This window comes from Chryseobacterium sp. 3008163, from assembly GCF_003669035.1.
In the GTDB taxonomy this organism is placed as follows: domain Bacteria; phylum Bacteroidota; class Bacteroidia; order Flavobacteriales; family Weeksellaceae; genus Chryseobacterium.
The window spans coordinates 44,393-66,758 of the sequence record NZ_CP033070.1; the positions used below are offsets into that span (position 1 = coordinate 44,393).

The window sequence follows — 22,366 nt, forward strand, 5'->3', positions numbered from 1 at the left end:
ATTAAAAATTAGCTTTAAGACCGAAAATAAAAGTTCTTACCTGAGGATAAGTCCCGTAGTCAACCCCTGAAACACCATTTGTTGTATTGAATGCATTTACTTCAGGATCAAAACCTGTATAATCTGTCCAAGTTAGTAGATTTTGTCCCGTAACATAGAGATTTATCTTACTTACACCTTTGAAGGGACTTAAGAAATTATACCCAAGTGTTGCACTCTTTATTTTAAGGAAAGAACCATCTTCGACAAATCGGTCTGAAACATACTGTGAGCTTGTGGAATTTGCTCTGGGTGTGTTAGTGATTTGCCCAGGTGTTGTCCATCTGTTCAAAACTACTGCAGATTGGTTTTTAAAATCGTTCATCATTTCCAAATCAAATCTTGAAGCATTATAAATTTCGCCACCATAAGATCCGGTTACTAATACGTCTAAATACCAGTTTTTATATGAGAAATTATTACTGAAACCAAAACTGAAATCCGGATTTGGATTTCCTATTATTGTTCTGTCATTTGGGTCAAAAATTCCATTTCCATTATTATCTTTGTATATCAAATCACCTGTTTGAGAATCGACATGGCTCACTTGATAACCGTAAAAAGAACTTATTGCCTGACCAGGTGTAAATCTTACTAAATTAGCTCCAACCGTTTCAATATTTGCTACGTCAATGTTTGGTCTATAATTTAAATCTAATACCTTATTTTTGTAAATGAAATATTGAAATTTGTGCTCCAATTAAAGTTTTCTCCTTTGAAATTCTGCGTGTTTAAAGCGAATTCTAAACCTTTGTTTTCCATGCTACCAATATTCTTCAGAATGTTTCCGATACCAGCACTTTCGAATGAAATAGGAACAATCAAATCTTTGGTTTTTCTTTTATAAGCATCTACACTCAATTTAATTCTATTGCTTAAGAAGCCAAAATCTAAACCTATGTTTGCATCCGTAGTTGTTTCCCAACCCAAGTCACTACTATCCCACTGATAACTGTACCAGACACCATCTGGACCTACACGTGAATTTCTTTCAAGGTTATAATGAGAATAAGGCGGAATTCCTGATGCATTACCACTTTGTCCCCATCCTCCTCGTATTTTTAATTCTGATAAAATCTTGTTATCAGCAAGGAAATCTTCGTTTGACACCGTCCATGCACCAGAAACACCCGGGAAGAATCCCCATTTATTTCCAGGAGCTAAAGCTGAACTTCCGTTATATCTAAAAACTCCCATAATTGTATATTTATTATTATAGGTATAAAGTGCTCTTCCAAAGAATGATAATTCTCTCAGATGTTCTTTTACAAGACTTTCACGCTTGTTATCGATTACTGTATTATAATCAAAGAAAGTTGTGCCTTCAGGGAAATTGTTACCATCATAATTATGCCAAGAATTTCTCTTCTCATGGATCTGATTTCCTCCTAATAAAGCTAAATCATGAACTCCTGATTTTATGGTGTAGGTTAACGTATTTTCAACATTCAAATCCTGATAAGTTGATAAATATTTACCACCAATTCCTTTTTGCTGTCGTCCGTAACTTGTCTGATAACCGTCAGTAAATTGGTCATTTGTAACATCAATTAAATCAAATGATACAGTTGGCTTCCAAACTAAATTTTTAAGCAGATTAACTTCCAACCCTAAATTACTCATAAAACGCTGCGTTTGCGTTTCATTCTTTCTCGATTGATAAGCAACCGGATTTTCCCAAGAAGACTGAAATGGGTTTAAAGCAAACTGACCATCTTTATAGCCATCCAAATAATTACCTGCAGTATCAGTCTCTCTAACAGCTAGCTGACTTCCGTAAATTGGTAAAAAAGAAGGAGTATTTAAAGCACTTAATATAACTCCACCTCTGGAAGTACCTAAATTGTCATTTGTATTTTTAAGAGTCGTATTGATATAATTAAAATTACCTGTTAATTTCAACCAGTTGGTAATTTTAGCATCTAAATTCATTTTTGCAGAGATTCTGTCAAATCTTGCTGGGTCAATAATCCCGTCAATTCCTTGGTAACCTAATGCTGTGTAAGCTCTTACTTTTTCGTTTCCAAAAGAATAATTTACATTATAATTCTGATCAAAACCAGTTCTGAAAACTTCATCTCTCCAATTGGTATTAATACCTTCATAACGATGATTATTAATAGTTGTAAGGTATGAAGGATTAATTTCAGACATTAAAGTTTTATATTGGTCTAAATTTAAAACATCAATATTGTTTACCGTTTTAGACATTCCCCAATAGGCATTGAATGCTAATTGTGGTTTATTGGCTTTTCCTCTTTTAGTTGTTACAATCACAACCCCAGAAGAACCATTAATACCATAAATAGCTGCAGAAGTTGCATCTTTCAGAATCGTCATGTCGGTAATATCATCAGGGTTTATTCCGCTGATATCAAAAGTTTGAATTCCGTCAACAACATATAAAGGATTTACGCTGGAAGAAATAGAGTTATTTCCTCGAATCTTAACATCTATCGCAGCTCCCGGTTTACCTGAAGACTGAATGACATTTACACCGGCTGCATTTCCTTGTAATGCTTGTCCGACATTATAAATTGGTCTGTCATCAAACGTTTCAGCTTTTACGGTAGAAACCGCACTCGTTAAGTTTGATTTTTTTACCGATCCATAACCAATCACTACTACTTCTTCAATTTTCTGCTCTTTTTGAACAGTATCTCGTGGCGTAGTCTGTGCATTGAAATTTGCCGTAAAATAAAGTGCGGCGATAATTCCTAAACTTCTTGATATTTGTACATTCATATACAGTTAGTTTTTTTAATTCTCAAATTGAGACAATAAAAATATATATTTTTTGATTAATTAACATTTATTTAATAATTATTTTAATATTTCCACTATTTTTGGGGTCTCAAAGACATAAATACGTGGTAATAATTAGTTAATATTGACTTAAAAACGTTAAAAATAATCCCCAAATGAGTGTTAAGCAACCCAATATTTCTCTTCCGCTAAAGCTTACCTTCTTAGTTTTTTCAATGGTTCTAAACTGTATGGGGATTGTGATACTGCAGCTTTCAGAACAAAATATCACTTACGATAAATTGGGATTCTTAGAATCTTTTAAAGATATACCAATTGCCATTTTTTCACTTTTCGCCGTTAATTTCATCAGCAGATTCGGGACTAAAAAATCCTTGATTTTTGCATTAATGTTAGTTGGTACTTGCTCATTATTTTTACCTTTTGTTGAAGTATTTTGGTTTTTCAAGCTGTGGTTTGCAATTATTGGGACTTGTTTTGCGATTGGGAAAATCTGTGTTTACGGGATTATCCGAAATAATATGACCGAAGAAAAATCTTTAGCAAAAACCATGAATAGTGTAGAAGCATCTTTCATGATTGGTATTTTTGTTGTGAACACGGGTTTTGGGTGGCTAATTTCAAGTCAATTTGGAGAATATTGGAAATTTGGATTTATGTCTATTTCCCTCATTTCTTTTTTCACGGTTTTCCTTTTTATAAAAGCTAAAATTGCTGAACCGGAAAATAAAAGCAACAAAATCCTCCCAGACTTATCTGAATTCGGGAAATTGCCTTTTATCCTTTTTTTTGCGGTCAGTTTTTTTATAATTTTTATCGAGCAGAGCTTTAATTCTTGGCTTCCAGCTTTTTACAAAGACCATTTGAAAGTCAATTCTTTTTTTGCGTTGCAGGCCTCCTCTTTTCTAGCACTTTTCTCCTTCACAGGCAGAGCAATCACATCAAAGATTATTCATAAATTTTCATTGTCCAGATATTTCATGATGTGTTTATTCATGATTATATTTTTGCTGGTGGTTATCTCAATCATTCAATTTAATTTTACAGAACATCCGAAAGTTCTATTATTTCTATTTCCCGTCATCGGATTATTTCTTTCACCTCTATATCCGGTAATTAACTCGAAGATGATTGCTAAAATTGATAAGGATAAAATCAATACTTTCACTTCTCTAATTGTAATTGTGTCTTCAGTAAGCAGTTCTTTAAACTCAATGACGATTTCATTATTATTTAAAAATCAAATACTTACCTATTACTCTCTTTACATTTTGGGAGCAGTAATAATAGTTTCCGTATTAGCCTATTTTTATTTTAAAAATAATGCATTTAAATAAGGAGTTTTTCGATCTGCCATTTTTGGATGGGTTTGCCTCTGAATGTTGTGTAAGATAAAAGAGACAATATCATAAGAAATTACAATAGTAATCTTTGGTATATTATCAAAATTTTAAACAAAAAAATCCCGGACGAACGGGATTTTAATTTCTTATATTTACATTTATTTTATCTCTACAGGAACTGAAATTTTATCCCAATCCATTGTGAATCCGTTATTGTTTATTTTATACATTAAAGTTTCCTGTGTTGCTGGTAAAGCTTTTGTTTTTACATCAACACGTAAAGCATCTTTAGATTCTTCATATTTATAAGCTCCCCATTGTTTTGCCTCTTTGTTAAAAATCGCAGTCCAGGTTCCTGATTCTTTAGGGATTAAGAAAAAACTATATTTACCAGCAGGCAATTTTTTACCCTGAACGGTAATGTCCTTATCGGTTTCGAAAGTAGTTGCTTCATTGGCACCTGCACGCCAAACTTTGTTGTAAGCTTCCAAGTCACCCCAGATTTTACGTCCTTTAACAGAAGGACTGTTATAAGCTATTGTGATTGTCGCATCCTTAATTTTTCCGGTTGCAGTAGCCGCAGGGCTGGCAGGTTTTTTAGTGTCCTGTGCAAAGGCATTCAAGGAGATCGTCATTGTCGCAACAACGACGACAGCAGATTTAATGATGGTTTTCATAATATTTTTGTTTGTATGTTTACTTTGTTCGTTTACGAATTTACGGCTTTCGGTTTATAAAACAGTAACCCGATTGCCGAAAATATAATAACAGCAGCTGCCCCGATTACATTAAGCCAAAGGAAAGAAACGATATCGAAGTTATAAACGGCAATAACCACAATTTCTGATAAAATTGCAGCAATAAATACATTTGAGCCTGTGATTTTTTTATAGTAAAATGCGACCAGAAAAATGCCCAATATCGGACCGTAGAAAAGAGAACCTAATACGTTAACCGCTTCAATAAGGGAACCCATTTGAGTGGCAAACATGGCTACACCGATTGAGAAGATCCCCCAGGCTAAAGTGTGCAGGCGACTATACTTCAATTCGGTTGCATCATCAGGAATTTCTTTTTTAAAGATCAGATGAACATCTTTTAAAGAACAGGCAGCAAGGGAATTCAGCGCAGCAGAAATTGATCCCCAACTAGCAAGAAATATGACAGCAAATAGTAAACCGATCATTCCTACAGGCAAGGTATTTTTCACGAAATAAAGGAAAATATAATTCGTATCCGTTTTCTCAGCGTTAAAGTTCGAATGATTAATCGCTTCTTCTACTCTGCCGTGAAGTTCTTTCACTTCAGTTTGTGTGTTTTTAAAATCCTGAATTCTTTCTTTAAGTTGAGGAGATTGAGTTTCTTTCAGCTTTAAAATTTCCTTTGATTCTGAATTAAATTTTATCTGTAAATCCTGATGCTCTTTTTCGAAAACCGCAGCCTGTTCAGGTTGTGTTTCCTTTAAATGCTGATAAGATCGTTCATTAAAATAAATCGGAGCCGGTTTCAGAGAAAAGAAAGCGAAAAGCAAGGCACCAATCAGGAGAATAGCAAACTGCATCGGAATTTTAACCAACCCATTCAACAGCAAGCCCATTTTTGCATTGGTATTGTCTTTCGCAGTAATATACCTCCCGACCTGACTCTGGTCGGTACCGAAGTAAGAAAGTGCCAGAAAAAAACCGCCAATCAGCCCACTCCAGATATTATATTTATCTTTCCAATCGAATTCTGTAGTGATTACATTGAGTTTTCCGGATTTCCCCGCCAGATAAAGCGCATCCTTAAAACCAATTCCGTTCGGCATATTCTGGATAAGCAAATACCCTGCAAAAGCCATGGTTCCCAGAATAATGAGAAACTGTAATTTTTGGGTGTGAGCGATTGCTTTTGCTCCACCAACATAGGTGTAAATCAACAGAATACCGCCTGTTAAAACATTGGTTACATAAATATTCCAGTTTAAAACGCTTGATAAGATGATACTCGGAGCGTAAATGCTTATTCCTGTTGATAAGCCTCTGGAAAAAAGAAAAAGCAGTGAAGTGAGAACCCTTGTTTTTTTATCAAAACGGTTTTCCAGATATTCATAAGCCGTGTAAACATTTAAGCGTTGAAAAATAGGAATGAAAGTGATACAGATCACAATCATCGCCAAAGGCAAACCAAAGTAATACTGAACGAAACGCATGCCGTCTGTATAAGCCTGACCCGGTGCCGAAAGAAAAGTAATGGCACTTGCCTGCGTAGCCATGATACCTATCAGCACAATGTACCAGGGCATTTTATTATCTGCTTTCAGGTAGGATTCGTTGCTTTTTTGGCCACGACCGATAAATACGCCGTAAACAACCACTGCAACAAGTGTACAAATAAGAACAGTCCAATCTATCGTACTCATGCCCAGAATTTAGTAAAGAAATAATAAAATGCGATCTGAAATACTAAAGCAACTGCTAATAGTATGTACCAGGTGTTCCAATTTTTAAGTTGATTTTTCATCAGTTTTTCTGTGCAGATAAAAAGTTTAAAAATAAACGTGCTGCCCCAACATTTCCCGCAGGTAGTTGTCTGAAAAATGCCAATGGTGTATAAATGAAATTACCCTTACCGTATTTGGTATATAAAGCTGATCCTTGTAGAGGTTCTTCACCTATATCGTGCATTTCAAAAAGAGGTTCATACGCTACATCCCATTGATCAGGAAAATAGGCGCCGCGCTCCTGTACCCAACCTTTAAAATCATCAGCAGTAATTTTGTTCGGAAAGTTCAGTAATTTATGATTTGGATTTAAAAACGTAACCACAGTATTTTCTTCGGTAACCCGTTTATTGGCAATATTGAAATTGTACATCCCCAATTGGTTAACGGTTGTATCCTGATTGGTGTTATACTGCATCACTAGATTACCTCCGGCTTTTGCATAAGACCATAAAAAAGGCATCCAGCGACCCAGTTTTTTCTCTGTATTGTTTGCACGAACACCAAGTACGATTGCATCATATTGCGATAGCTTGTTTTGACTATCATTTCCGCCAGATTCATCTATGTTGCCATAAAAATCTTCGTCTTTCAATACATCTACCTGAATACCTGTCATGCGAAGGAACTCAGGAATGAAATCGCCCGCACCTTCTATGTACCCCACTTTTTTAACCTTCGCCTGAATATCGCCTTTCATTACTGTTACACTTGCAGGCGAAAAATATTGTAAGGAAGGTAAATGCGGGTACTGAATTAATACCTGTTTTTTATTATAAGTGACACCATCTGCAACAAAATTGGCATCCAATTGCAAACGGGATGAATGTATTGCGGCAAGCTTAGCTTTTGGAATAACGTAATCGATGGTCGTATCTTTTCCATTGAGCGAACTTACATCAGAACCGCCTAGCCGTTCTCCGTTATACATCAGGTTTACTTTACCATTACTGAACTTTTTGGCGGAATTAACCTTAAGATTTAAACTCAAATGTAGATCTTCATTTTCTTTAACTAAATAAAGTGGTTGTGTAAATTTAAGTTCCAATGCAGGAACAATGCGCAAGGCTTCGACCACATCACCACGAACCGGGTCTAATTTCTTGAAAGATAAAGGAAGTTTAACCTGAAACTTTTCCAAGCCGATTTTTAAACCAAGCAAAACATTCAGTGGTGATTCTGCCTCAGGCAAACCGATTAAAGTATCATTCGGAACAGAGAAAGTTGCCGCATTCGTGGGAGGTTTTGCCAGCCAGTAAGGTTCTGTGAGTGCTGCATCTGCAGGAATCTGAATGTCATGCTGAATGGTAATTAAAGAATCTTTTGATAATTTTCTGTTGAAGCTTTCTGATTCACCTAACCATTTTACATCTTCTAAAACAACAGGATTTGTAGCTCTTGAAATCAGATTTAATCTGAAATTGTAGTGATCCCCGGCAACAGCTTCAGCCTGATTGGTCACTACCTCGCCCATCAATCCCGCACAGCTTAGAATTATATTGTCAAGAGCTTTAATTTTATCCTTTTTTAGGTCTGAATCTTTCAATGCCATCACCTTTTTTCTCAAAACAAGCAAAGCGGGCAAGCTCTGGTCTGGATTATTGAAATTGAAAGTTGAAATAATTTGATCTAATGATTGGTCAATATCAGCCTTTCCTTTTGCAGTCCAGGTTTTAACGACTCCGTCAAAAAGTGATGCTTTTGCAGGCTCACCAGCAACGTGACTAAAATATTCAGTTCTGATGCCGGCCACAGACTGTGTTCCTGCACCTTGGCTTTTATGTAAACTTCTGCTTAATCCTGCCAGTTCACCATAGCCCATTCCCAGTTGCGCATCATATTGCCCAACGGTAACTTTCAGTTGATTTTCAGCTGTCGTATTGACCCCACCAAAACGGAAAGTATTCCACAATACGCGTTTTGGCTGCCATACGTTGACATATTTTAGTTGATTTGGGAAAGCTGTTTTATCACCTGCCAGCTTAAAAGCTTTTTCCGCAACCACAGCCGAAGCCGCATGTTGTCCATGACCTGCCGCAGCAGTAGGCGGAAAACGACAAATGATAACATCAGGACGGAATTTACGGATGACCCAAACTACATCAGCTGTAATATTATTTTCATCCCATTGTTTAAAGGTATCGGTAGTATTTTTAGAAAACCCGAAATCAATCGCACGAGTAAAAAACTGTTGGGCGCCGTCTAACTTTCTTGCCTCCAAAAGCTCATGCGTTCTGATTAAACCCAACGCTGCACCTTGCTCTGTGCCTAATAAATTCTGACCACCATCACCTCTGGTTAAAGACAAATAGCCTGTTTCTACATTTTGGTCGTTGATTAACCAGGAAAGTAATCCTGTATTTTCATCATCGGGATGAGCCGCAAGATAAAGAACTTTAGGCAGCTGTTTAAGGGTTTTGAGTTCGCGGTAAATTTCAGATGATTTTGAGGGCCGAACCTGTTGGGCCGAACCAAAAACCGTAAAGAAGCCAAGGATAAATACAGTGATTACGTTTTTGAACATTTGAATTTGCTTTGCGGGCAAATATAAGTAAATCGTTTTTCTTTCAACCTTCAAAGAAAAGCAAAACGTTTTTTGCTGACGATTTAAAAATCGATATTATTTTATAACGCATGATTTATTATAAACTTAAATAAGGACACAAATGCATATAATTAGACTCTGAATTTCGCAAAACTAAATATATTAGATATAGACAATTCAATAAAAACATATATTCTGCGGTTATATTAAGGGCAACAAGCTCCAGGTCAGAAAGTTTTGGAATTCTATTTGTTTTATAGATTTGATATGACCACAAGACTTTGTCAATTCATTTTAAAATAATTTCATAATTTTAAATAAATTATAAACATACTTAATATATTTACAATCAATTAAATACATAGTTATCTAACTAAATAAACAATCTTTTTTATTCTTTGCTAAATGCACAACAGGTAATTTAAAATATATTTATCCGTTTATTCACTTTAAAGTCCACTTAATAAAAGCTTATCTTTAGGCTTTCAATAAACTATTTTCTTAATAAACATCGAAGAATGCAAGCAATCTATTGTAGAATTTTTACCACAATCGGGCTTTCGGTTTTCAGCATTACAGCTTTTGCTCAGGAACGGAGAACGATCAGTGGAACGGTACGAGACGGAAAGAATGGTGAACTCGTCATCGGAGCCACCATCAAAGTAGAAGAAGACCCAACGATCAATATCACAGCCAACGAATATGGTTTTTATTCACTTTCTCTGCCGCAGGGAAATTATACAATTGCTGTTGCATATGGAGGTTACGAGAACTATAGACAGACCATACAGCTTGATCAGAATGTAAAGTTAGATTTGATTCTGAGCCAGGAAAAAGAAAGAACTGCACAAATTGATGAAGTCATTATTTCAGCAGTAAAAAAGATAAAAATCTGACTTCAGCTCAGATGGGAACCGAAACTTTGAGCATCAAAAGCATCGAAAAACTTCCTGTTTTGTTTGGTGAAAAAGATGTTTTGAAAACGATTCAACTTTTACCCGGAATCAAAAGCAATGGAGAAGGCAGCAGTGGTTTCAGTGTAAGAGGAGGCGCAACCGATCAGAATTTAATTTTATTGGATGAAGCACCGGTTTACAATGCATCGCATTTACTAGGATTTTTCAGCACATTCAACAGTGATGCACTGAAGGATGCAAGTATCATTAAAGGAAACAGTCCGGCGCAATATGGCGGTCGACTCTCTTCGGTGATGGATGTGAAAATGAAAGACGGAAACAACAAAGATTACAACGTCAACGGAGGAATTGGTTTGATTAGCAGTCGATTGAGTGTAGAAGGACCAATTCAGAAAGAAAAATCTTCATTCATTGTTTCAGGCAGAAGAACATATGCCGATGTTTTCCTGAAAGCGACTGATGATTTTAAAGACAGCAAGCTTTATTTTTATGATTTAAATTTAAAAGCTAATTACCAGATCAATGAAAACAACCGTTTGTATATTTCTGGATATTTCGGAAGAGATGTTTTGGGGTTAGGGAATACATTTTCAACCGATTGGGGAAATACGACAGCAACTTTGCGTTGGAACAGCATCATCAACAGTAAATTATTCTCGAATACTTCATTTATTTACAGTAATTACGATTACAAAGTCAGTCTTACGAGTAACGACAATACGTTCGGATTAGATTCACAGATCCAAGACTGGAATCTAAAGCAGGATTTCTCGTGGTTTGCGGGAAATAAACATTCTGTTCGTTTTGGTTTACAGTCTATCTATCATACCATTACGCCGAGCAGTGCTTCGGGAACGAGTGTAAGTAGTTTTCCGAGAAATTCAAGATATTCCTGGGAAAACGCATTGTATATTAATGATGATTTTAAAGCTACAGAAAAGTTGACGGTGAATTATGGTTTAAGACTGTCGATGTTCAGTGTTTTGGGTGGAGATACTTTTAATACCTATGACAATGGAGTTTTAACCGAAAGCCGATTTTTAGAAAAAGGAAAATTCGGAAAAACATATGTTAATTTGGAGCCACGAATTACTGCCAACTATAGAATCAATGAGGTGAGCAGCATCAAAGGTGGATACGCAAGAAATACTCAGAATCTTCACTTGCTCAGCAACAGCAGCAGCGGAAACCCTACCGATCAGTGGATTGGAAGCAGCTATTCGGTGAAGCCTGAGATTGCAGATCAGATCAGTGCTGGATATAGCAGAAATTTCAACAACAATAATTACGAAATCAATGCAGAAGTGTATTACAAAACGATGCAGAATCAGATTGATTTTAAAAACGGTGCTGAAATTACGTTTGACGCAGCAGCTGATGTTGAAGGTGAATTGTTGTTTGGAAAAGGCAGAGCCTACGGTTTAGAAGTCATTGCAAAAAAGAAAAACGGAAAACTGACAGGCTGGATTTCTTACACCTTATCAAAAACGGAAAGAAAAATAAACGGAATCAACGATAACAATTGGTACAACGCCAGACAGGATAAAACCCACGATTTATCGGTTGTTGCGACATACGAGCTAAATCCTAAATGGTCTTTTTCGGGGTTGTTTGTGTACAGCACAGGAAATGCAGTGACTTTCCCGACTGGGAAGTATGATTTGCTTGGACAAACGATTTTCCAATACAGCAAACGAAATGCTGACAGAATGCCCGCTTACCACAGAATGGATTTGAGCGCAACCTACGAACCCAATAAAAACAAACGTTGGAAAAGCTCATGGTCTTTCGGGATTTATAATGTGTACGGAAGAGAAAATGCCTACACCATTGCCTTCGAAGACAACCCAGATAATCCTGGAACAACCAGAGCAATGCAGACTTCACTCTTCAAGTTTGTTCCGAATATAACGTATAATTTTAAATTTTAATTTGATGAAAAACATATTTTTAATTATTGTTTCACTGTTTTTATTCACTAGTTGTGAGAAAGAAATTGACTTAGATTTAGAGGATCAAAGCGGAAATATCGTCATTGAAGCTAACGTAACCAATCAACCTGGGCCTTATCAGGTGAAAATTACCAAATCAGTAGCATTTACAGAAAATAATATATATCCAATTGTGAGTAATGCTGTCGTTATTTTAAGTGATAACACCGGACAAACCGAAACCTTACATCATGTGGGTCAAGGGATTTACGAAACCACGACTTTTACAACCGCACCGGGTAGAACTTATTCTTTAAAAATTTCGGCAGAAGGAAAAGAATATACAGCGACGAGCACTATGCCACAACCTGTTGTGCTTGAGGATTTGCAGCAGGATTCATTCTTGGTTGCGGGGGAATTGTCTTATACTCTTTTGCCTATTTTTACAGATCCGATTGCGTTAGGAAACAGGTATCTTTTTAGCTATACTTTAAACAATAACCCGAAAAAAACATTTGAAGCATTTTCTGATAATGTTAACAATGGAATGCTCAACCAAAGACCTTTGTTGCTTCCAAATGACGATGAAGACGGTGAAAGTGAAAAAACAAAAGTAGGTGACACCATCAATGTAGAAATGCAATGTATTGATACCAACGTTTTTACCTATTTTTCCTCATTATTACAAATTATCGATGGTGGCGGTCCTGGTGGAGGAATAACACCGTCAAACCCGCCAAGCAACATCAGTAATGGTGCATTAGGATATTTTTCGGCACATACAGTCAGCAAAAAGAGTTATGTGATTCAGTAATATCATTTTAAACTTAAAAATACAATCCGACAGAAAATATTTTGTCGGATTTTTTGTGTTATGAATTATTTAATTTATTTCCATTATAAATTAGACTCTGAGGCTAGAAGTTTAGATTCAATCATAAGTTTTGCATAAAGTTTTGATTAAATTTGAAATAATTGAATTAGTCATTGAGTTTAAATTCAAATAAAACTTACCAAGTCTCTCCTAAAAAACATCAGATATGTCTGACTCTACCAATCAAAGCAGAAGATCCTTCCTGAAAAGCACGGCTATTGTAGCAATTTTCGCATCAATTCCAACGTCAGTAAAAGCTTTTTATCAGGATGTAAAAGACTTTATTCTTCCCAAGAAAAGTATTTTACCCATAAAAATTTCTGTTAATAAAAAAGTACACGAAATTAAAACAGACAGCCGCTCAACCTTGTTAGATGTTCTTCGTGAAAATCTAAATCTTACCGGAACGAAAAAAGGCTGCGACCACGGGCAATGTGGAGCTTGTACGGTTCATATTGACGGTGAAAGAGCATTAAGCTGCCTTACTCTGGTGGCGATGGTTCCCGGTAAAGAAATAACCACAATTGAAGGTTTGTCCACCGGTGATCAGCTTCATCCTATGCAGGAAGCATTTATAGAATGTGACGGATTTCAGTGTGGATATTGCACTCCTGGACAAATCATGTCTGCGGTTGCCTGTGTAAAAGAAGGTCACACCAATTCTGTAGAAGAAATTAAAGAATTCATGAGCGGAAACCTTTGTCGTTGTGGTGCCTACAACGGAATTGTAGAATCTATCCAAAAAGTTGCAGCATTATGAAACCATTTACATTTGAAAAAGCAAAAAATTCTGCTGAAGCTTTAAAATTAAAGATTTCAAACAGAGATTTTATATCAGGTGGAACTAATATTGTCGATCTTCTCAAGAAAAATATCGCACAACCCGACGGAATGGTTGATGTTTCATCGGCCTTGTCTAGCGAAATTAAATGGTCTGAAAAGTCAGTCAATATTGGAGCGATGGTTCGGAATACAGCATTAACTACAAATTCTGATTTACTGAAAAACTATCCCTTAATCACTAAAGCAGTTTTAGCGGGAGCTTCACCGCAAATCAGAAATATGGCAAGTACAGCAGGAAATCTCTTGCAGCGAACGAGATGTCCTTATTTTTATGATGTGACCACTCCATGCAACAAAAGGAAAAAAGGGAGTGGTTGTAGTGCTTTGATTGGGGATAATAAAATGAGTGCTGTTGTGGGTTACAATGACCAATGTGTTGCAGTTCATCCATCAGATTTATGTATTTCTCTAAGTGCGTTGGATGCCAATGTTCATGGACTTACTTCTAAAAACGAAAAGTTTATGATCCCATTTAAAGATTTCTACAAATTGCCGGAAAATACACCATGGTTAGATAATAATTTACCTCAAAACGCTTTAATCACTCATATTGAAGTTCCGAAAAATGAATTTTATAAAAAATATGCTTACGTAAAGTTACGTGAACGGACCTCTTACGCTTTTGCGATGATTTCTGTTGCATCAGCTTTGCAGATGGAAGGAAATACAATCAAAGATGCAAGACTAGCTTCAGGTGGTGTCGCTCACAAACCTTGGAGATGGTACGAAGCAGAAGATTATCTGAAAGGTAAAAAAGCGTCTGAAGAAGTGTTTAAAAAAGCCTCAGAAATCGCAACTGAAAAAGTAAAGCCTCTGGCTCATAACGGTTACAAAGTTCCGATGTTGAAGGGAGCTATCGAACTGGCTTTGCAAAATGCTTCCAAATTATAAACAGTTTTATTTCTAATAATTTAAAAAAGTAAAAAATGGGATTTTTTGACGATGAAACTGATTTTGCAATGCCTATTGAAGGTCGTGTAGAAGGAATTGCAAAGGTAAAAGGGCAAGGGAAATATGCCGCCGAATATAAAGTAGACAACCTCTGTTATGGCGTTTTGGTGACGAGTGAAGTCGCATCAGGAACGATCAAATCGATCAACACAGATGCTGCAAAACAGTCTGAAGGATTACTTGATATTATTTCTCACCTGAAAAAACCTTTAGTTCCGGGATTTTCGGATGAAACAAAGATAAAAGAATCAAAATTCGGACTTCCGGTTTTCCATACCGATAAGATTTATTTTAAAGGGCAACCTATTGCTTTAGTAATTGCTGAAACTCTGGAAGAAGCGACTTACGCCGCATCTTTAGTTAAAGTAGAATATACAACCGCACCGTTTGAAGTCGATTTTAATCAGGCTAAAAATAAGGTCGAATTAAAACCTGCCGGAAAGGAAAGAGGCGATGAAAAAAGTTGGAGCAATTCAGCATTTACGATAGACCAACAATATAATATTGCAGCGGAAATTCACAATCCAATGGAAATGCATGCAACGATTGCACATTGGTACGCAGAAGATAAATTAAGACTACACGATAAAAATCAGGGAGTTAACGGCGTGCAGAAAACTTTTTCCGGACTGTTCGGAATTCCTACAGATAATATACAAGTCATCAGCGAGTTTGTAGGTGGCGGATTTGGTTCTGGTTTAAAAGTGTGGCCTCATGCTCTAGTTGCAACTTTGGGAGCTAAACAAGTGAACAGGCCCGTCAAGTTGATGCTGACAAGGCCTCAGATGTTTCACTCTGTGGGCTACAGACCTGCATCTTGGCAGAGAATAAAGTTAGGTGCCAATCAGGATGGTAAAATCACAGGAGTTGTGCATCAGGCGAAAAATGGTTGTGCTATTTATGATTCTTTTAGCGATGGAATAACAAGAGTGACGAGATTGATCTATCAGTTTGACAATCTTAAAACTGAAAATGCAGTCGTTCCGTTAAATCTCAGTGCACCAACATGGATGCGTGGTCCCGGCGACTGTACTGGCGATTTTGCAGTCGAATCTGCTTTAGATGAATTGAGTTATCAGTTGAAAATGGATCCTGTTGAACTTAGATATAAAAATTTAGCCATCGAAAAAAATCCGGAAACGGGATTGCCTTGGTCTACGAATTTTCTGAAAGAAGCCATAGAAAAAGGTGCCAAAATGATCAGCTGGAATTTACGCAAACCTACACCGCCAGCAACTACTGAAGGTGATTGGAAAATTGGCTACGGAATGGCAGTCGGAATGTGGAATGCCGGACGAAACAAAGCCGGAGCAGGAATTAAGATGACCAAAGATGGAAATGTCGTTTTACAAACCGCAATGACCGACATCGGAACTGGAACTGGAACAGGAATGGTGAATATTATGCATGAGCGATCCGGTATTTCACGAAATAAAATAAAAATTGAATTAGGAAATTCAGATTTACCACCTGCTGGAAGTCAGGGCGGAAGTACAGGTTTATCATCAATCAGTGGAGCTGTGGCTGCAGTTTGTGACGCATTAAAATTAAAGCTTGCTGAATATGCTTCTGTGTCAAATCAAAAATTTCAAAATGCTTCAGTTGCAGATATCATACTTTCAGACAAAGGCATTTCTTTTCAGAAAGAAGGTGATAATTTCCTTTCTTATCATGATATTTTCAGTAAAAATAATTTAAATCTAATTGAAGTAGATGCTTCATCAGAAGCGGGTGAAGAGAGGAAGAAGTTTTCTTTTTGTTCGTCAGCAGCACATTTTTGCAAGGTTAAAGTAAATACCAAAACAGGAAAAGTAGTCGTTGATAAAATGGTTGTCGTTGTAGATGGTGGGAAAATCATTAATCAAAAACCGGCTGCCAATCAAATTTCCGGCGCTGCAGTTGGTGGAATCGGCATGGCTTTGATGGAAAAAATGTCGGTTGATGAAAGACTAGGAAGTCTTATTGCCAACGATTTGGCTGGATATCACTTCCCTGTCAATGCAGACGCACCAATAATTGAAGTTGCGTTTATCAATAAACCTGATTTAAATCTTAACCCAAGCGGAGCAAAAGGTTTGGGTGAAGTAGGAATTATTGGAGCTGCCCCGGCGCTTGCCAATGCAATCTATAATGCAACCGGAAAACGTTTCAGGAATTTACCGATTACTCCGGATCAGTTTTTTTAGTTTAATATTTTAATTTACTTCCAATCCGGCAAATATAAATTTTACCGCAAAATAGTTGAATTAGATCTATTGTTGCGGTTTAGTTTAAAGCTTAATTTAGAAATTATCTACCCAAAGATTTCAAAGCCCATGCAATAAGAAGCGGTTGCATAAATAATCTAGCCATTCTTTTGTTGTCGGTATCTAAGACAAAGGCATCTTTTCTATTTTGATACTGCGAAATATTTCCCGGGAAGACAGCTGTAAAAAAAACGGCAGTGATTTTACCTAATGTTGAACGGTATTTTTTCGGGGTAGCAATAATACTTGCGCCCAAAGCAATTTCAACAATTCCGGAATATATAACAGTGTCATCTTTTTGTAACGGAACCCACTCGGGAACCTGAGCCTGAAAGTCTTTTCTGGCAAAAGTAAGGTGAGCAATTCCTGCTGTAACGAGCATAGTTCCGAGGGCAATTCTTGATATGTTTTTGGTGTTCATAATGAATATTTTATCTTTAATAAAGACAAAATCGAGACCATTTAAGAAAAGTTGATTGGTCAATAATTAAATTCAATATTTACTTGAGTAAATAATTATATCGTGTTGATAATGTGATTGTAATCATAATTACATCAATTAAAATTCGTATCTTAGCAATTACTACCAAATCAAAATTTATGGAACGAATTAAATTTTTTCTAGACGATATGCCGTTTCAGAAGGCAAAAAAAACGATTGCTGAAAATGGTATTAATTTTAATGAGATTAAAGCCTTTTTATCCGAAGCTGATAATTATAGTTTTGATCAAATAAAATTAAAATTAAAACCAAATCTAAATAAGATTGTTATTGATATTGCAACAGGAATACGCTATCCGGCATTTGATGATTTTACATCTAAAATCCAGAAGAGTAAATATGGATGTTATTTCGATTTGAAATAAATTTTCAGAAATTTACAAGACATTAAACTTTAATAAAGTTTTTAAGCAATTTATATTAAAAGTGAGAACCTTCGAATTTGAATTTCAGATTCGAAGGTTTTTTAATTTAATTAATTTTTCATTGGCTTATTTTTTGACCTTACAACCGAAATTATAACACTATGTTTCTCTCAATGTTTTTAAATTTTAGCTGGAAAGAATTTTTTTTGGGCGGCGAAGAATGGGTTTTTCTGCTTGAAATTATTTTACGTACCATCATCATGTTTCTTACCATTATTATTGGTTTAAGGGTTTTAGGGAAAAGAGGGGTTAAACAATTATCTGTTTTTGAGCTGGTCGTTATTATCGGGTTGGGTTCTGCAGCTGGAGATCCTATGTTTTATAAAGATGTGGGAATCATGTCTTCGATTATTGTTTTCGTTGTCATTATTTTGGTTTACAGTCTGTTAACTTATCTTATCGGAAGGTTTAAAAAGTTTGAAAATTTACTTGAAGGAAAACCGATATTTCTCATACAAGACGGTGTCTTTTTAGTTGATAATTTCAAAAAAGAAAATTTGGGTAGCGACGAATTTTTTTCTGAATTACGATTGAAAGGAATTTCACATTTGGGTCAGATAGAAACAGCTATTGAAGAGACTTCTGGAGATATCAGTGTGTTTTTTTATGATGAAAAAGATATCAAGTTTGGCCTGCCGGTAATGCCGCATTCTTTAGATTATCCTTTAAAAAATATTTCGAAAGAAGGTCATTACTCTTGTACATTTTGCGGATATACAGAAGAAAAACAAGTCGGAAATGCCGGAACCTGCAAAAATTGCAGTAAAGAAAATTGGGTGGAAGCGAGCTATAAAAAAAGAATAACCTAACATCCAACTGGAAATCACTATCAAATTAGATCTTATGGGAATTTTCTCCTTTGAATTAATAGCTACCAAGATTGTGACTATAATAATGTAGATTGCACTTATATTACCGTTACAATAAACATTAAGGCAGTAACTCGAATGACTGCAGGACAAAATTTGCAATCAATAAATATAAAAAATGATATTCTGTTAAAAAAAACAAAGCGTCCTGAATTTAGGACGTTTTTTTTATGTTTAAAAGTGTAACATTTTCTGTTTATTACACTCTAAATTTCAAAACAAGACAATGCAGGTTTTAAACTTTGAAGAAATATACCACGATTATTGGAAGAAGATATTTCGTCTTTGTATGGGTTATGTGAATGATAATGATGCGGCAAAAGATCTTTGTCAGGAAACATTTGTGGCAGTTTTCCAGCAATTGCCCAAATTCAGGCAGGAAGCTGCAGTCGGAACATGGATTTATAGAATTGCTACTAACATTTGCTTAAGACAGATCAATATCGAAAAACGAATGCCCAGAAGTGAACTTCCTTCTGAGATCAGAGACAATTCCGAAAAGGATAACAAACTAGAACAGGATAAAATAACAGATTTTCTTTACCAATGCATCTCAGAATTACCAGAATTGGACAGAATCATCATCTCTCTGGAACTGGAAGAAATGAAACAGGCTGAAATTGCTGAAGTCGTAGGAATTTCGCCAGCCAATGTCAGAGTCAAAATACACAGAATCAAAGAAAAATTAACCCTAAAATTTAAGAATTATGCAAACAGATAACATCAATTTTCAAGACATCTGGAACAAGAAAAATGTAGAGATTCCTAACATACAGGAAATAAAATCTACCGCAGAAAAATACAGAAAAAAACAATTAAGCGGAACAATTCTTCTGATGTTGTGGCTGATGGGTACAGCTTTTGGAATTATCTTCATCTGGAATGTAATTGATTTTAAAATGTTTACAACCAGTTTAGGGATCATCTTAATTCTTATTGCGTTGGCACTTTACATTTACTTATTTTTTCAAAACATCAACGTAATTAGAAAAATAAATCCATCGATCAGCAATCAGGAATACCTTTCTTCTTTGAAAAAACTACAGCGTCAGAAGCTTTTTATGCAAACGAAAGGGATTAGTATCCATTACATTTTGCTTTCAGCTGGTTTTGCCTTTTACTTCTATGAGTTTGCTTTATTAATGTCAATAACGAGTGTATTTTTAGTTTACGGATTAACGTTCTTATGGTTGGTAATTGTCTGGTTTTTCATAAGACCGAGACAAATCAGAAAGCACAATGAAACGATTTCAAAAGTTATTGATTCTTTGGAAACCATTGAAAAAGATTTAGGAGAATAAATAACCAGCCAACAAACCTCATTTTACACCTATAGAATGCACAACAGGTTTGAAATTACCTTTGCTTATATGAAATTTTGTTCATAAAAAATCCTCAATCTCTTTAATTGAAGATTTTCATCAATTCATATCGATAGATATCTTATCAATTTTTAATATGTTTTGCCACTTTCTCCTCTAAATCCTCAAGATTAAAAGGTTTTGCAACATAATCGTCTGCCTGTGCACTTTTTGCTAAAGCCACAATATCGTTATTGGCAGTTACATAGATTACAGGAATGTTTTTGTATTCTTCATGACTTTTCAAAAGTTTCGTTGCTTCAACGCCACCAATATTTGGGATCCAATTGTCCATCAAAATAACGTCCGGCTGAAACTGTGAAACCTTTTGTATGATGTCGTGCGACGTTTCTGAAATCTCAACGTCATAGCCGCCTTCTTCAAAAATGATGCTGATCACCTCAAGAATCACTTTATCATCATCGAAAATCAAAATTTTCTTCTTGTTCATATATTTTATTTTTTTTATTTAATTGAAATTATTTTACTACTTATAGCTGATTAATTAACTCTGCTAAGTCTTTAGATTCAAACAGCAAATCGTAATTTATCTTTTCAACTGCCTGCTTCGGCATGTAATCAACTTCAGCAGTTTCCGGATTTTGAATCCAGACTTTTCCTTTATTTTTTTTAATATATTTTAAACCTTCCACTCCATCTGCACTGGCTCCTGAAAGCAAAACTCCGATAACACTTTCACCAAATGTTTCAGCTGCAGATTTGAAAGTCACATCAATTGACGGACGCGAGTAATTCATCTTTTCTGAACTGTCGAGTGATACTGTATTTTTACTTTCAAACAACAAATGATAATCAGCAGGAACGATGTAAATTTCATTCTTCTGCAGCTCTGTTTTATCTTCAATTTCAATCACTTTCATTGAAGTAAATTGCTGCAATAAAGTCGGCAGAATACTCGTTGAGTAGGCTTTTCTATGAACAACCAAAACAATCGGAAAGTTCATATTTTCATCTAGCTTTTTGATCATTTCCATAATCACCTGAAGACTTCCCGCAGATCCTCCGATGACTATTAATTCAGTATGGCTCATTTGTGTTTTCATGCTGAATCTATTGGTGATCTACTTTTTTCCAGATTTTCTGGTCTTCAATCTGATGATATGATTTATCTAAATTGGAAAAACGTAAAGTTTCTTTTGAACCTAAAGCGAGATATCCTAAATTTTCTAAACTGGCATCAAAAAGGTTGAAAACACGTTCCTGCAAAGCTTTTTCAAAATAAATCAAAACATTTCTGCAAATAATCAACTGAAAGCTGTTGAACGAGCTGTCTGAAACCAGATTATGCGTCGATAGAATCAGTTTTTCCTGCAGACTTTTATCAAATCTTACGCTGTCGTAATTGGCCGTGTAATAATCTGAAAAATCTTCTTTTCCGCCAGAAAGCATATAGTTTTCAGAATACACTTTCATCTGATGCATCGGAAAAACACCTGATCTTGCCGTTTCTAAAACCGAAGGATTAATATCAGTTCCATAAATCAAACATTTATGATATAAGTTAGCTTCTTTCAACAAAATCGCCATCGAATATGCTTCTTCGCCAGTAGAACAACCTGCAACCCAAATTCTGATCAAAGGATAAGTTCCCAACTGTGGCAAAATTTCTTCTCTCAATTTTTTGAAAAAATAAGGATCACGAAACATTTCCGTCACATTTACCGTAATTTCTTCGATGAAGTGCTTGAGATAATCCGGATCATTTAGAACCGTATAGCGCAATTCTGCAAAGCTGGTAAAACGGTCAATCAGACATATCCGGTTGACACGTCTTTTGAACGATGCTCTGCTGTACAAAGAAAAATCGTATCCGTACAGGTCGTACACATCTTTGATCAGAAATTCGATTTCTTCGTCCTTTACGATACTTGGCTCCAGCATTTAAGACAGTTTTTCTATAGCTATTAATAATTTATCAACATCAATCGGCTTTTTCACATAATCCTGAGCTCCGGCATCCAGACATTTCTGACGGTCTTCTTCCATTGCCTGAGCAGTGACTGCAATTACCGGAATATGTTGTATTGATGGCGTTTGACGAATAATTTTCACAGCTTCGTAGCCATCCATTTCAGGCATCATCATATCCATTAACACCAAATCAATGCTGGGATTATCTTTTAAAATCTGAATCGCTTCCTGCGCCATTGTAGAAGTTTCCATCTGAAAACCGCGGGCTTTTAATGTTAATTTTAGAGCAAATATATTACGTGGATCATCATCCACTATCAAAATTTTCTTTTTCATGAGA

General features: G+C 35.7%; 21 protein-coding genes. 11 read left to right on the forward strand and 10 right to left on the reverse strand.

Going from position 1 to position 22,366, the window contains the following annotated elements; genetic code table 11:
• Window position 1 precedes the first annotated feature (1 nt).
• Window positions 2-739 carry a hypothetical protein gene (locus EAG08_RS21570; RefSeq protein WP_228446683.1) on the reverse strand — a complete coding sequence of 246 codons (738 nt, stop codon included), beginning with the start codon at window positions 737-739 and terminating at the stop codon, window positions 2-4.
• Complete coding sequence (locus EAG08_RS00200) at window positions 694-2,784, reverse strand: SusC/RagA family TonB-linked outer membrane protein (RefSeq protein WP_228446684.1); 2,091 nt, start codon at window positions 2,782-2,784, stop codon at window positions 694-696. Before EAG08_RS00200 ends, EAG08_RS21570 begins: the two co-directional genes overlap by 46 nt.
• Window positions 2,785-2,960: 176 nt before the next feature.
• Here EAG08_RS00200 and EAG08_RS00205 point away from each other — a divergent pair, with 176 nt between their 5' ends.
• On the forward strand, window positions 2,961-4,142 hold the full coding sequence (locus EAG08_RS00205; protein ID WP_129533717.1) for an MFS transporter: 1,182 nt from the start codon (window positions 2,961-2,963) through the stop codon (window positions 4,140-4,142).
• Window positions 4,143-4,306: 164 nt separating this feature from the next.
• Here EAG08_RS00205 and EAG08_RS00210 read toward each other — a convergent pair whose 3' ends face one another.
• From EAG08_RS00210 to EAG08_RS00220, 3 genes are all read right to left on the reverse strand, one after another.
• The gene (locus EAG08_RS00210) at window positions 4,307-4,825 is read right to left on the reverse strand and encodes a DUF2911 domain-containing protein (protein ID WP_129533718.1); all 519 of its coding nucleotides are present in this window, start codon (window positions 4,823-4,825) and stop codon (window positions 4,307-4,309) included.
• Between the two features lie 32 nt (window positions 4,826-4,857).
• Window positions 4,858-6,549 (reverse strand): sodium:solute symporter, encoded by a 1,692-nt coding sequence (locus EAG08_RS00215; RefSeq protein ID WP_129533719.1) that lies wholly within the window; start codon window positions 6,547-6,549, stop codon window positions 4,858-4,860.
• Between the two features lie 100 nt (window positions 6,550-6,649).
• Complete coding sequence (locus tag EAG08_RS00220) at window positions 6,650-9,154, reverse strand: PIG-L family deacetylase (protein ID WP_129533720.1); 2,505 nt, start codon at window positions 9,152-9,154, stop codon at window positions 6,650-6,652.
• Window positions 9,155-9,693: 539 nt separating this feature from the next.
• On the opposite strand from EAG08_RS00220, the gene EAG08_RS21575 reads away from it, so the two are divergent.
• The 6 genes from EAG08_RS21575 (at window position 9,694) to EAG08_RS00245 (ending at window position 16,877) form a co-directional block, all read left to right on the forward strand.
• A complete protein-coding gene (locus EAG08_RS21575) occupies window positions 9,694-10,071 on the forward strand; it encodes a carboxypeptidase-like regulatory domain-containing protein (protein WP_228446685.1) in 378 nt (125 codons plus the stop codon).
• Between the two features lie 11 nt (window positions 10,072-10,082).
• Entirely contained in the window at window positions 10,083-12,023 is a 1,941-nt protein-coding gene (locus EAG08_RS00225) for a TonB-dependent receptor plug domain-containing protein (protein WP_228446686.1), read from the forward strand.
• A 4-nt stretch (window positions 12,024-12,027) separates the two neighbouring features.
• The gene (locus EAG08_RS00230; RefSeq protein WP_129533721.1) at window positions 12,028-12,837 is read left to right on the forward strand and encodes a DUF4249 domain-containing protein; all 810 of its coding nucleotides are present in this window, start codon (window positions 12,028-12,030) and stop codon (window positions 12,835-12,837) included.
• Between the two features lie 226 nt (window positions 12,838-13,063).
• On the forward strand, window positions 13,064-13,657 hold the full coding sequence (locus EAG08_RS00235) for a (2Fe-2S)-binding protein (protein WP_129533722.1): 594 nt from the start codon (window positions 13,064-13,066) through the stop codon (window positions 13,655-13,657).
• Entirely contained in the window at window positions 13,654-14,631 is a 978-nt protein-coding gene (locus EAG08_RS00240; protein WP_129533723.1) for an FAD binding domain-containing protein, read from the forward strand. The genes EAG08_RS00235 and EAG08_RS00240 overlap by 4 nt, the downstream gene beginning before the upstream one ends.
• A gap of 35 nt (window positions 14,632-14,666) precedes the next feature.
• Complete coding sequence (locus tag EAG08_RS00245) at window positions 14,667-16,877, forward strand: xanthine dehydrogenase family protein molybdopterin-binding subunit (protein WP_129533724.1); 2,211 nt, start codon at window positions 14,667-14,669, stop codon at window positions 16,875-16,877.
• Window positions 16,878-16,980: 103 nt separating this feature from the next.
• Here the strand turns inward: EAG08_RS00245 and EAG08_RS00250 are convergent, their stop codons facing one another.
• Window positions 16,981-17,358 (reverse strand): hypothetical protein, encoded by a 378-nt coding sequence (locus EAG08_RS00250; protein WP_129533725.1) that lies wholly within the window; start codon window positions 17,356-17,358, stop codon window positions 16,981-16,983.
• 179 nt (window positions 17,359-17,537) lie between these two features.
• Between EAG08_RS00250 and EAG08_RS00255 the strand changes: the two genes are divergently transcribed.
• The 4 genes from EAG08_RS00255 (at window position 17,538) to EAG08_RS00270 (ending at window position 20,034) form a co-directional block, all read left to right on the forward strand.
• Window positions 17,538-17,804 carry a hypothetical protein gene (locus tag EAG08_RS00255; RefSeq protein WP_129533726.1) on the forward strand — a complete coding sequence of 89 codons (267 nt, stop codon included), beginning with the start codon at window positions 17,538-17,540 and terminating at the stop codon, window positions 17,802-17,804.
• Between the two features lie 173 nt (window positions 17,805-17,977).
• Window positions 17,978-18,673 (forward strand): DUF421 domain-containing protein, encoded by a 696-nt coding sequence (locus EAG08_RS00260; protein WP_129533727.1) that lies wholly within the window; start codon window positions 17,978-17,980, stop codon window positions 18,671-18,673.
• Between the two features lie 286 nt (window positions 18,674-18,959).
• On the forward strand, window positions 18,960-19,454 hold the full coding sequence (locus tag EAG08_RS00265) for an RNA polymerase sigma factor (protein ID WP_129533728.1): 495 nt from the start codon (window positions 18,960-18,962) through the stop codon (window positions 19,452-19,454).
• A complete protein-coding gene (locus EAG08_RS00270) occupies window positions 19,441-20,034 on the forward strand; it encodes a hypothetical protein (protein WP_129533729.1) in 594 nt (197 codons plus the stop codon). The genes EAG08_RS00265 and EAG08_RS00270 overlap by 14 nt, the downstream gene beginning before the upstream one ends.
• Window positions 20,035-20,179: 145 nt before the next feature.
• Here the strand turns inward: EAG08_RS00270 and EAG08_RS00275 are convergent, their stop codons facing one another.
• Genes EAG08_RS00275 through EAG08_RS00290 form a run of 4 tightly spaced genes read right to left on the reverse strand, consistent with a single transcriptional unit; the run spans window position 20,180 to window position 22,362 of the window.
• Window positions 20,180-20,545 (reverse strand): response regulator, encoded by a 366-nt coding sequence (locus EAG08_RS00275; protein ID WP_129533730.1) that lies wholly within the window; start codon window positions 20,543-20,545, stop codon window positions 20,180-20,182.
• 40 nt (window positions 20,546-20,585) lie between these two features.
• Window positions 20,586-21,158: a chemotaxis protein CheB gene (locus EAG08_RS00280; RefSeq protein WP_185145174.1), complete on the reverse strand. Its 573-nt coding sequence runs from the start codon at window positions 21,156-21,158 to the stop codon at window positions 20,586-20,588.
• 7 nt (window positions 21,159-21,165) lie between these two features.
• The gene (locus tag EAG08_RS00285) at window positions 21,166-21,996 is read right to left on the reverse strand and encodes a CheR family methyltransferase (protein ID WP_129533731.1); all 831 of its coding nucleotides are present in this window, start codon (window positions 21,994-21,996) and stop codon (window positions 21,166-21,168) included.
• On the reverse strand, window positions 21,997-22,362 hold the full coding sequence (locus tag EAG08_RS00290; protein WP_129533732.1) for a response regulator: 366 nt from the start codon (window positions 22,360-22,362) through the stop codon (window positions 21,997-21,999).
• Window positions 22,363-22,366 lie beyond the last annotated feature (4 nt).